The organism is Enterobacter cloacae complex sp. ESBL7 (assembly GCF_041679625.1).
GTDB lineage: Bacteria > Pseudomonadota > Gammaproteobacteria > Enterobacterales > Enterobacteriaceae > Enterobacter > Enterobacter asburiae_B.
The window spans coordinates 179,615-191,845 of the sequence record NZ_JBGORN010000003.1 but is presented as its reverse complement, the minus strand read 5'-3'; the positions used below and the strand labels follow the sequence as shown (position 1 = coordinate 191,845).

The 12,231-nt window shown below is 59.8% G+C and carries 8 protein-coding genes; 2 read left to right on the top strand and 6 right to left on the bottom strand.

The annotated features are described in order from the left end of the window. Window positions 1-29: 29 nt before the first annotated feature. From rluA to araB, 6 genes are all read right to left on the bottom strand, one after another. Window positions 30-689 carry a bifunctional tRNA pseudouridine(32) synthase/23S rRNA pseudouridine(746) synthase RluA gene (rluA, locus tag ACERY3_RS14260; protein WP_008502014.1) on the bottom strand — a complete coding sequence of 220 codons (660 nt, stop codon included), beginning with the start codon at window positions 687-689 and terminating at the stop codon, window positions 30-32. Between the two features lie 12 nt (window positions 690-701). Continuing rightward, window positions 702-3,608: an RNA polymerase-associated protein RapA gene (rapA, locus tag ACERY3_RS14255; protein WP_048975045.1), complete on the bottom strand. Its 2,907-nt coding sequence runs from the start codon at window positions 3,606-3,608 to the stop codon at window positions 702-704. Between the two features lie 128 nt (window positions 3,609-3,736). Beyond that, window positions 3,737-6,094: a DNA polymerase II gene (gene polB / locus ACERY3_RS14250; protein ID WP_214586672.1), complete on the bottom strand. Its 2,358-nt coding sequence runs from the start codon at window positions 6,092-6,094 to the stop codon at window positions 3,737-3,739. Between the two features lie 74 nt (window positions 6,095-6,168). Beyond that, window positions 6,169-6,864 (bottom strand): L-ribulose-5-phosphate 4-epimerase, encoded by a 696-nt coding sequence (araD, locus tag ACERY3_RS14245; RefSeq protein WP_039260840.1) that lies wholly within the window; start codon window positions 6,862-6,864, stop codon window positions 6,169-6,171. 47 nt (window positions 6,865-6,911) lie between these two features. Further along, window positions 6,912-8,414 (bottom strand): L-arabinose isomerase, encoded by a 1,503-nt coding sequence (gene araA / locus ACERY3_RS14240; RefSeq protein ID WP_023310371.1) that lies wholly within the window; start codon window positions 8,412-8,414, stop codon window positions 6,912-6,914. A 10-nt stretch (window positions 8,415-8,424) separates the two neighbouring features. Then, window positions 8,425-10,134, bottom strand: a complete 1,710-nt coding sequence (araB, locus tag ACERY3_RS14235; RefSeq protein ID WP_373225897.1) for a ribulokinase — start codon at window positions 10,132-10,134, stop codon at window positions 8,425-8,427. A gap of 337 nt (window positions 10,135-10,471) precedes the next feature. Between araB and araC the strand changes: the two genes are divergently transcribed. Together araC and ACERY3_RS14225 are read left to right on the top strand one after the other, a co-directional pair. Next, entirely contained in the window at window positions 10,472-11,317 is an 846-nt protein-coding gene (gene araC / locus ACERY3_RS14230; RefSeq protein WP_033144615.1) for an arabinose operon transcriptional regulator AraC, read from the top strand. 128 nt (window positions 11,318-11,445) lie between these two features. Beyond that, window positions 11,446-12,213 carry a DedA family protein gene (locus ACERY3_RS14225; RefSeq protein ID WP_023334483.1) on the top strand — a complete coding sequence of 256 codons (768 nt, stop codon included), beginning with the start codon at window positions 11,446-11,448 and terminating at the stop codon, window positions 12,211-12,213. Window positions 12,214-12,231 lie beyond the last annotated feature (18 nt).

Below are 12,231 nucleotides of genomic sequence, written 5' to 3'. Positions count from 1 at the left end.
AAAAAGCCCGACGATGTCGGGCTTTTTTTTTAGAAGTCCACCGGGGCTTTAAACGTCATCGCGTTACCGAAGGCCGGATGGGTGATGGTGAGCGTCTGCGCGTGCAGCTGCAGACGTGGCGCTAAGGCCAGCGCTTCAGGCGGCGCGTAAAACCGGTCGCCCAGAATCGGATGACCCAGGGCGAGCATATGCACGCGCAGCTGGTGCGAACGTCCGGTAATCGGCTTAAGCAGGACGCGCGCGGTATTATCCGGCGCGTACTCCAGCACTTCGTACTCGGTCTGCGCGGCCTTGCCGGTTTCGTAACACACCTTCTGCTTAGGCCGGTTCGGCCAGTCGCAGATCAGCGGTAAATCTACCAGCCCTTCCGCCTGCGCGGGGTGGCCCCAGACGCGGGCGACATACTGCTTTTTCGGCTCGCGCTCGCGGAACTGGCGCTTTAACTCGCGTTCCGCCGCTTTGTTCAGCGCCACCACAATCACGCCGCTGGTGGCCATATCCAGGCGATGGACAGACTCCGCCTGCGGATAATCGCGCTGAATGCGCGTCATCACGCTGTCTTTGTGCTCGTCCAGACGCCCCGGCACGGACAACAGGCCGCTGGGCTTGTTGACCACCATAATGTGTTCATCCTGATACAGAATGACCAGCCAGGGATCCTGCGGCGGATTGTAAGGCTCCATCACCATCTTGCGCTCCGTTTACTGATGCGTCACAACGATAAGACGCAGGGCATCCAGACGCCAGCCAGCCTGATTCAGGCTTTCCAGCACCTGCTGACGGTTGCTTTCAATCGCCGCCAGCTCGTCGTCGCGGATGTTCGGGTTGACGGCTTTTAACGCTTCCAGACGGGACAGCTCCGCAGACAGTTTCTCGTCGGCTTCACTGCGCGCGGCGTCAATCAGCGCTCTGGCCGCTTTTTCAATCTGGGTTTCGCCCAGTTGCAGAATAGCGTGCACATCCTGCTGTACCGCGTTCACCAGCTTGCTGCCCGTGTGGCGGTTTACCGCGCTCAGCTGTCGGTTGAAACTCTCGAATTCAACCTGTCCCGCCAGGTTCGTGCCGTTTTTGTCCAGCAGCAGGCGGACGGGCGTTGGCGGCAGGAAGCGGGTGAGCTGCAGCTGTTTCGGCGCCTGCGCTTCCACAACGTAGATCAGCTCCACCAGCAGGGTGCCCACCGGCAGCGCCTTGTTTTTCAACAGGGAGATGGTGCTGCTGCCGGTATCGCCGGAGAGGATCAGGTCCAGACCGTTGCGGATCAGCGGGTGTTCCCAGGTGATAAACTGGGCATCTTCGCGGGACAGCGCCACGTCACGCTCGAAGGTGATGGTGCAGCCATCTTCCGGCAGGCCCGGGAAATCCGGAACCAGCATGTGATCGGACGGGGTCAGGACAATCAGGTTCTCGCCGCGATCGTCCTGGTTGATGCCGACGATATCGAACAGGTTCATGGAGAAGCTGATCAGGCTGGTGTCATCATCTTGCTCTTCAATGCTCTCGGCCAGCGCCTGCGCTTTTTCACCGCCGTTGGAGTGGATCTCCAGCAGGCGGTCGCGGCCCTGCTCCAGCTGCGCTTTCAGCGCGTCGTGCTTCTCACGGCAGGACTTGATCAGCTCATCAAACCCTTCCGCGTTTTCCGGCGCGGCCAGGTAGCCGATCAGATCGCCATGCACTTGATCATAAATGGTACGGCCCGTCGGGCAGGTATGTTCAAACGCGTCCAGACCTTCGTGGAACCAGCGTACCAGCACGGACTGCGCGGTTTTTTCCAGATACGGCACGTGGATCTGAATATCATGTGCCTGACCGATACGATCCAGACGGCCGATACGCTGCTCCAGCAGGTCCGGGTTAAACGGCAGATCGAACATCACCAGGTTGCTGGCGAACTGGAAGTTACGGCCTTCAGAGCCGATTTCCGAGCACAGCAGAACCTGCGCGCCGCTGTCCTCTTCTCCGAACCACGCCGCGGCGCGGTCGCGCTCGACGATGGACATGCCTTCGTGGAACACGGCGGCGCGAATGCCTTCACGCTCGCGCAGAACCTGCTCCAGCTGCAGCGCGGTGGCTGCTTTGGCGCAGATCACCAGCACTTTCTGGGAGCGGTGCGCGGTCAGGTAGCCCATCAGCCACTCCACGCGCGGATCGAAGTTCCACCAGGTGCCGGTATCACCTTCAAACTCCTGGTAGATTTGTTCCGGATAAAGCATGTCGCGGGCGCGCTCTTCCTGGGTTTTGCGCGCACCCATAATGCCGGAGACTTTAATCGCCGTCTGATACTGCGTCGGCAGCGGCAGCTTAATCGTATGCAGCTCGCGTTTCGGGAAGCCTTTGACGCCGTTACGGGTATTACGGAACAGCACGCGGCTGGTGCCGTGGCGGTCCATCAGCATGTCGATCAGCTCTTTACGCGCGGATTCCGCGTTGTCGCTGTCGCTGTTCGCAGCCTGCAAAAGCGGCTCGATATCCTGCTCGCCAATCAGGTCGCTGAGGGTGTTGAGCTCGTCATCAGAAAGACGCTTGCCCGCCAGCAGCATGGCGACGGCATCGGCGACCGGGCGGTAGTTATTCTGTTCTTCCACGAACTGCGCAAAGTCGTGGAAACGGTTTGGATCGAGCAGGCGCAGACGGGCGAAGTGGCTTTCCAGACCCAGCTGCTCCGGCGTTGCGGTCAGCAGCAGGACGCCAGGCACGCGTTCGGCAAGCTGCTCGATAGCCATGTATTCGCGGCTCGGCGCGTCTTCGCTCCAGACCAGGTGGTGCGCTTCGTCAACAACCATAATGTCCCACTCGGCATCGCACAGATGCTCAAGACGCTGCTTGCTGCGGCGCACGAAGTCCAGGGAACAAATCACCAGCTGTTCGGTTTCAAACGGGTTGTCGGCGTCGTGCTGCGCTTCGGCATAGCGTTCATCGTCGAACAGGGAGAAACGCAGGTTAAAGCGGCGCAGCATCTCAACCAGCCACTGGTGCTGCAGGGTTTCTGGCACCACGATCAGCACGCGTTCGGCAGCGCCGGAAAGCAGCTGTTGATGCAGGATCATGCCCGCTTCGATGGTTTTACCCAGGCCCACTTCATCTGCCAGCAGCACGCGCGGCGCGTGGCGACGGCCCACGTCGTGGGCGATGTTCAGCTGGTGGGGGATAAGGCTGGTGCGCTGGCCGCGCAGGCCGCTCCACGGCATGCGGTACTGTTCACTCTGGAACTTACGCGCGCGATAGCGCAGGGAGAAGCGATCCATACGGTCGATTTGCCCGGCAAACAGGCGGTCCTGCGGCTTGCTGAACACCAGTTTGCTGTCGAGCAGCACTTCACGCAGGATGACATTGGCTTCATCCGTATCAAGACGAGTACCAATGTAGGCGAGCAGTCCATTCTCTTCTTTTACGTCTTCAATCTTGAGCTGCCAGCCGTCATGGCTGGTCACGGTGTCACCCGGATTAAACATCACGCGGGTAACAGGGGAGTCATTGCGAGCGTACAGACGGTTTTCACCGGTGGCAGGGAAGAGGAGGGTAACCATACGCGTATCGATTGCTACGACGGTTCCTAGTCCAAGTTCGCTTTCTGTATCGCTGATCCAGCGTTGACCAAGTGTAAAAGGCATAGTTGTTCGGCTCTAATCTTTAATTGCAGGCAATAGTTCGACTACCGTCAAAAAAGACGGTCAACGAAAAATGGGTCCAGGAATGGAAAGGGCGCTATGGTACTGGATGGCAGCCATTTCGTCACGCGTCAAAATAGGCCAAGTTGCCCTGTAACCAGTGTAGCAAAATCATCGTCGATGAAGGGCAAAATTCCGTCGGCAACCGGCTGAAGCTGGCGCGTCAGATAGTGTTCGTAATCCAGAGGAGAGTGCTGATAATCCACGGGTTCCGGGCCGCTAATGGTCCAGACGTATTTGATGGTTCCCCGGTTTTGATACTGCGGCGCGCGGCCACGGCGTACGTTTTCCTCATCCGCCAGGCGCGCGGCGCGTACGTGCGGAGGAACGTTGCGCTGGTACTCCGCCAGCGGGCGGCGCAGGCGCTTGCGGTATACCAGCTGCGCGTCAAGTTCGCCCGCCATCAGGCTGGCTATCGTCTCGCGCACGTAGTCCTGATAGGGCTCATTGCGAAACACCCGCAGATAGAGCGTCTGCTGGAACTGCTGCGCCAGCGGCGTCCAGTCGGTACGTACCGTCTCCAGCCCTTTAAAAACCATCCGCTGCGCGTCGCCTTCCTGAATCAGCCCGGCGTAACGCTTCTTGCTGCCCTGATCGGTGCCGCGAATGGTGGGCATTAAAAAGCGGGCGAAATGGGTTTCAAATTCCAGCTCCAGCGCGCTGGTTAACCGCTCTTTCTGCAAATGTTCCTGCCACCAGTCGTTCACGAAGGCGACCAGCGCGTTGCCGATTTGCGCGGCGTCGTCTTCTGAATGCGCGCCCTTAAGCCACACAAAGGTGGAGTCCGTGTCGCCGTAGATGACGTCATAGCCCCGGGACTCAATCAGCGCTTTGGTCTGGCGCATGATCTCGTGCCCGCGCATGGTGATCGAGGAGGCCAGACGCGGATCAAAGAAGCGGCAGGCGCTGGTGCCCAGCACGCCGTAAAAGGCGTTCATAATGATTTTCAGCGCCTGTGATAGCGGCTTGTTGCCGTGGCGCTTGGCCTCATCGCGGCCGTGCCAGATGTTTCCCACGATTTCAGGCAGACAGTGTTTTTCCCGCGAGAAGCGTGCGCCGAGGAAACCTTCGGTGCTGTGCTCATCATCCGGCTGGGCCATGCCCTCAACCAGCCCGACGGGATCGATCAGGAAGGTACGGATAATCGACGGGTAGAGGCTTTTGTAGTCCAGCACCAGCACCGAGTCATACAATCCTGGCCGGGAGTCCATCACGTACCCGCCGGGGCTTGCCTGCGGCGGTACGTCCCCGAGGTTGGGGGCGACGTATCCCGCCCGGTGCATCCGCGGAAAATAAAGGTGGCTAAAGGCGGCAACCGAGCCGCCGTGCCTGTCGACCGCAAGGCCGTTTACCGTCGCGCGCTCCAGCAGGAACGGCATAATCTCGGTTTTGTGAAAAATCTGCGTGACCAGCTCGCAGTCTTTCAGGTTGTAGGTGGCAAGCGCCGGTTTATCTTCATTAAAGCGCCGGTCGATCTCGTCCATTCTGTCCCAGGGGTTGTCGATGGATTTGCCTTCGCCAAGCAGCTCCTGTGCGACCGCTTCGAGGGAGAATGAAGAGAAGTTCCAGAAGGCGGACTTAAGCGCCTCAATGCCGTCGATAATCAGGCGACCGTTGGCCTGCGCGAAAAAAACGCCGTTCTTAAAACCGTGTTCGCGCCATTCCAGCTCGCTGTTTCCGCGCCCCAGCATCAGCGGGATGCGGTAGCGCTCGGCGTGCTTTTGCAGGACGCGCAGGTCGAACTGCACCACGTTCCAGCCGATCAGAACGTCGGGATCGTAGTCGGCAAACCACTGGTTAAGCTTCTCCAGCAGCTGCGGGCGGCTGTTGGCGTACTCAAGCCGGAAATCCAGCGCGGATGCATCGCCATTCGGCGGCCCGAGCATATAGACAACCCGATCGCCGCAGCCTTCCAGACCGATGCAGTACAGTTCGCCGTGACGGGTGGTTTCGATATCCAGGGAGACCCACTTCAGCGGCGGGCGGTAGTGCGGATTCGGCTTCAGGCGCGCGTTAACGAGGCTGCCGCTCTGCGCGGTGCCGTCGACCCAGACGGGGGCGGTGATGAACCGCTCCATCAGAAAGCGTTCCGGTGGGCGGATATCGGCCTCGTAGAGCGTCACGCCCGCCTCGCGGAGCAGCTTTTCATAGCGCATCAGCTGGCGATGGGCGCGACAGTAGAGGCCGTAAACCGGCTGGCGGTGGAAATCCTTCAGCTCAAGCGGGGTGATGCGCCAGCCGTTTTCGCCGCGCAGCAGCTGCTTCACCTTTTCGACGTGGGCTTCAGGAATAAAGGCCACGGATTCCTGCGGGGGCAGCGTAACGTGCAGCGGACCGCTGTCGGTTGCCAGCCAGAACGCGACCTCGGTGCCCTGAGGGGTATCCCGCCAGTGTCGGGTCAGTAAAAAGCCTTCTTGCGCCTGCGCCACGCCGTTATCCCAGAAAACAAAACCAGGCCTGATTATAGCCTGGTTAAGATTTTAATGCTGGGTTTATATACAGTTTACTGCCCGTAATAGGCCTTCGCACCGTGCTTGCGCAGGTAATGCTTATCCAGCAGGGTTTGCTGCATATCCGGCAGCTGCGGCGCCAGCTGGCGACAGAAGATCCCCATATAGGCGACCTCTTCGAGCACGATGGCGTTATGCACCGCGTCTTCTGCGTTTTTACCCCAGGCAAACGGGCCGTGGGAGTGCACCAGCACGCCGGGCATTTGCGCCGCGTCGATCCCCTGTTTCTCAAAGGTTTCGACAATCACGTTCCCCGTTTCCCACTCGTACTCACCGTTAATCTCAGCATCGGTCATCAGACGCGTGCAGGGAATGGTGCCGTAAAAGTAGTCCGCGTGGGTGGTGCCGGTCGCCGGGATGGACTGGCCCGCCTGCGCCCAGATGGTGGCGTGGCGCGAATGGGTATGCACGATGCCGCCGATGGTCGGGAATGACCGATACAGCAGGCGGTGAGTCGGCGTATCGGAGGACGGTTTTTTCTTACCTTCGACCACTTCGCCGGTCTCGAGGCTGACAACGACCATATCGTCTGCGGTCATCACCGTGTAATCCACGCCGGAAGGCTTAATCACGAACACGCCTTTTTCGCGGTCAACGGCGCTGACGTTGCCCCATGTCAGGGTGACCAGATTATGTTTCGGCAGCGCCAGGTTGGCTTCGAGCACCTGACGTTTGAGATCGTCTAACATCGTTATCTCCCTGCCCGGTGAGCGTAGCGTCACCGGGCATTCCATACTTAGCGTTTTGAACCGTAATAGACTTCGTTCCAGCGCAGCGCGTCTTTGAACGCAGGCAGGCGGGTATCGTTATCAATGACGGTCAGCTCGATGTCGTGCAGCTCGGCGAACTGACGCATGTCGTTCAGATCAAGGGCGTGGCTGAACACCGTGTGGTGCGCGCCGCCGGCCAGGATCCAGGCTTCTGAGGCGGTTGGCAGGTCAGGCTGTGCTTTCCACAGGGCGTTGGCGACCGGCAGTTTCGGCAGAGAGTGCGGCGTTTCAACCGCATCGACGCAGTTCACCAGCAGGCGGAAGCGATCGCCCAGGTCGATCAGGCTGGCGTTGATGGCCGGGCCCGTACGGGTGTTGAAGATCAGACGCGCCGGATCGGCTTTGCCGCCGATGCCGAGGTACTGCACGTCGAGGATCGGTTTCTCTTCCACGGCGATCGTCGGGCACACTTCCAGCATGTGCGAGCCGAGTACCAGGTCATTGCCGTTTTCGAAGTGATAGGTGTAGTCCTCCATAAAGGAGGTGCCGCCCTGCAGACCGGTCGACATCACCTTCATGATGCGAAGCAGAGCGGCAGTTTTCCAGTCGCCTTCGCCCGCAAAGCCGTAGCCCTGCTGCATCAGACGTTGTACCGCCAGACCCGGCAGCTGTTTCAGGCCGTGGAGGTCTTCAAAGGTAGTGGTAAAGGCGTGGAAGCCGCCCTGTTCCAGGAAGCGCTTCATGCCCAGCTCGATGCGCGCCGCGTCCAGCACGTTCTGACGCTTGTCGCCGTTGATTTGTGCCGCAGGCGTCAGGCGGTAGCTGCTTTCGTACTCGTCCACCAGCGCGCTCACGTCGCCGTCGCTGATTTCATTCACCACCTGCACCAGGTCGCCCACGGCCCAGGTATTCACGGAGAAGCCGAACTTGATCTGCGCGGCCACTTTGTCGCCGTCGGTGACCGCCACTTCACGCATGTTGTCGCCGAAACGCACCACTTTCAGATGGCGGGTATCCTGTTTGGATACTGCCTGGCGCATCCAGGAGCCGATACGCTGTTGCGCTTTGCCATCCTGCCAGTGGCCGGTGACCACCGCGTGCTGCTGGCGCATACGCGCGCCGATGAAGCCGAACTCGCGGCCGCCGTGCGCGGTCTGGTTCAGGTTCATAAAGTCCATGTCGATGCTGTCCCACGGCAGCGAGGCGTTGAACTGGGTATGGAACTGCAGCAGCGGTTTGTTGAGGATAGACAGGCCGTTGATCCACATTTTGGCGGGTGAGAAGGTGTGCAGCCACACCACCAGACCGGCGCATTTATCGTCGTAGTTGGCGTCGCGGCAGATGTGGGTAATTTCGTCCGGCGTCGTGCCCAGCGGCTTCAGCACCAGTTTGCACGGCAGTTTAGCTTCCGCGTTCAGCGCGTTAACAACGTGCTCCGCGTGTTTCGTCACCTGCTGCAGCGCTTCCGGTCCGTACAGATGCTGGCTGCCAATCACAAACCACACTTCATAGTTATTAAAAATGGTCATCATCGTGTCCTTAATGGGTCAGGGTTGCCGTAGTGTCCGCGGTGCTTTTGGCCGGGGCGGCGACAGGGAGATAGTGAAGTTCGGCGCTTTTTGCCCATTGCTGGTAGCGCTGATAAAGCTGTTCAAAGCGTTGCGCCTGCTGGGCACGCGGCTGGAGCGTGTTTTCGACGGCGCTCGCCATATGCTGCTGCGCGGTCGGGATGTCGGCATGCACGCCTGCGGCCACGGCAGCGAAAATCGCCGCGCCCAGCGCGCAGCACTGATCGGAGGCCACAATCTGCAGCGGACGGTTCAGCACGTCGCAGCAGGCCTGCATGATCACCGGGTTTTTACGGGCGATGCCGCCCAGCGCCATCACGTTGTTCACGTCGATGCCCTGCCCGGTGAAGCACTCCATAATGGCGCGGGCACCGAAGGCCGTTGCGGCAATCAGACCGCCGAACAGCGCAGGGGCGTCGGTCGCCAGGTTGAGATCGGTGATCACCCCTTTCAGACGCTGGTTGGCAAACGGCGTGCGGCGGCCGTTAAACCAGTCCAGCACCACCGGCAGGTGATCGAGAGACGGATTTTTTGCCCAGGCTTCGGTGAGCTGAGGCAGAAGCTGCTTTTTGCTGTCGGCTATCTGGGTTTTCAGTTCAGGATGTGCCGCCGCCAGCTGGTCCAGCGGCCAGCCGAGCACGCGACCAAACCAGGCGTAAATATCGCCAAACGCGGACTGACCCGCTTCAAGACCGATGAAGTCCGGCACCACGCTGCCGTCAACCTGGCCGCAGATGCCTTTCACCGCCCGGTCGCCGACGGTGGCTTTATCTGCCGTCAGGATGTCGCAGGTGGAGGTCCCGATGACTTTGACCAGCGTGTTTGGCTGTGCGCCCGCGCCCACGGCGCCCATATGGCAGTCAAAGGCGCCGCCGGAGATGGCCACGTTCTGCGGCAGGCCGAGGCGCGTCGCCCACTCTTCGCAGAGGGTGCCGACGGGAATATCGGCGGTAAAGGTGTCGGTAAACAGCGGGTACGTCAGGCTCTTGTTGAGGATCGGGTCGAGCTCATCGAAGAACGCGGCCGGAGGCAGGCCGCCCCAGCTTTCGTGCCACAGGGATTTATGCCCGGCGCTGCAGCGGCCGCGGCGGATATCCTGCGGGCGGGTGGTGCCGGAGAGCAGGGCAGGCACCCAGTCGCACAGCTCAACCCATGACGCCGCAGCCTGCGCAACGGCTGCGTCGGCACGGGTGACGTGAAGGATCTTGGCCCAGAACCATTCGCTGGAATAAATCCCGCCGATGTAGCGCGAGTAGTCTGTTTTGCCCTGCTGGTGGCACAGGCGCGTAATGGCTTCGGCCTCTTCCACGGCGGTATGGTCTTTCCACAGCACGAACATGGCGTTCGGATTGTCGGCGAACTCCGGGCGCAGCGCCAGCACGCGGCCTTCGGCATCCACCGGGGCAGGCGTGGAGCCGGTGCTGTCGACGCCAATTCCGACAATCTCAGCCCGCTGGGCGTCAGTCAGTTCGGCAAGGACGGTTTTGATCGCCGCTTCCATCGACTCGATATAGTCACGCGGGTGGTGACGGAACTGGTTGTTCGGCGCATCACAGTAGCGCCCCTCTTGCCAGCGCGGGTACCACTCAACGCTGGTTGCTATCTCCTGGCCGGACGTACAGTCCACTGCCAGCGCGCGAACCGAATCGCTGCCAAAATCGAGGCCAATCGCAATTGCCATGGTGTTGCTCCATCGAAAAAACAGGTATGGAAGAACATTAGAGACTGGGGAAAAAAGTCGTCAGGCAGGATCCGCTAATCTTATGGACTAAATTGCTGTTACAACGGAAAGTGTGACGCCGTGCAAATATTCAATGTGGACATTTCTGCCGCACTTATAGACACTTTTGTTACTGGTTATCTGCCTGCTCTGGCGGAGAAATCAGGGGGAAAGGCTGAAACATGGCGGACGTAAAAGCGGCGTGATGCTTTTTGGATCTTTTCGCGGGCCATTTTAAAGCTGCTTTTAGTGATATGGACAATTGGTTTCCTTCAGGACCCTTGGGAGAACTGAATCTATGGCCGAAACGCAAAACGATCCCCTGCTGCCGGGATACTCGTTTAACGCGCACCTTGTGGCGGGACTGACCCCTATCGAGGCTGAGGGATACCTCGACTTTTACGTCGATCGACCGCTCGGCATGAAAGGGTATATCCTCAACCTGACCGTGCGAGGGGAAGGGATCATCAAGAACGGTGACCAGCAGTTTGTCTGCCGCCCCGGCGATATCCTGCTGTTCCCGCCGGGGGAGATCCACCACTATGGCCGTCATCCGGATGCCAAAGAGTGGTATCACCAGTGGGTCTATTTCCGTCCGCGCGCCTACTGGCAGGAGTGGCTTTCGTGGCCCGCCATTTTTGCGCATACCGGTTTTTATCGCCCGGATGAGGTTCATCTGGGGCAGTTTCGCGAGCTTTTTGCGCAGATTATCGAAGCGGGACAGGCCGGTGGTCGCTACGCTGAACTGCTGGCGATTAACCTGCTTGAACAGCTGCTGCTGCGACGGATGGAGGCGATTAACGAGTCGCTTAACCCCCCGCTGGACAACCGCGTGCGCGACGCCTGCCAGTACATTAGCGACCACCTGGCCGATAGCCAGTTTGATATCGCCAGCGTTGCTCAGCACGTCTGCCTGTCGCCGTCGCGGCTGTCGCATCTGTTCCGCCAGCAGCTGGGCGTCAGCGTATTGAGCTGGCGCGAGGATCAGCGCATCAGCCAGGCGAAGCTGCTGCTCAGCACCACCCGGATGCCGATCGCCACCGTCGGACGCAACGTGGGCTTTGAGGATCAGCTCTATTTCTCCCGGGTATTTAAAAAATGCACCGGCGCCAGCCCGAGCGAATTCCGCGCGGGATGTGAATAAACGGTAAAAAAAGATAAACAAACAGGTGAATGCAGAAAGCAACCTGTAAACTATTCAGACAATTGTTGCCTTGACGCGGTGCGGGGCGCTAAGCAGAATCGCTGATTCGTTTTCTGACCGGAATAGTTATGCAGGCATTGCTGGAACACTTTATTACCCAGTCCGTTATGTACTCGCTCATCGCCGTGGCGCTGGTGGCGTTTCTGGAATCGCTGGCGCTGGTTGGGCTGATCCTGCCCGGCACCGTGATGATGGCAGGGCTTGGGGCGCTGATTGGCAGCGGCGAGGTTAATTTCTGGCAGGCGTGGCTGGCCGGGATTATCGGCTGCCTGCTCGGCGACTGGATCTCCTTCTGGCTGGGCTGGCGCTTTAAGAAGCCGCTGCACCGCTGGTCGTTCATGAAAAAGAACAAAGCCCTGCTGGATAAAACCGAGCATGCGCTGCATCAGCACAGCATGTTTACCATCCTCGTCGGCCGCTTTGTCGGGCCAACGCGTCCGCTGGTGCCGATGGTGGCGGGGATGCTGGATCTGCCCGTCGCGAAATTCGTGGTGCCGAACATTATCGGCTGCGTCTTCTGGCCGCCGTTCTACTTCCTGCCGGGGATCCTGGCCGGCGCGGCCATCGATATCCCCGACGGTATGCAAAGCGGTGAGTTTAAGTGGCTGCTGCTGGGCACGGCTGTGCTGCTGTGGCTGGCGGCATGGCTCTGCTGGCGGCTGTGGCGCAGCGCGAAAGCCAGCGTCGATCGCCTGACGCGCTATCTTCCGCGCTCTCGCCTTTTGTGGCTGGCCCCGCTGACGCTGGGTGTGGCCGTGGTGGCGCTGGTCGCGCTGATTCGTCACCCGCTGATGCCGGTGTACGGCGAGATTTTATTGAAAGTGGTCAGCCGTTAAGGACTTTTCCCTCTCCCT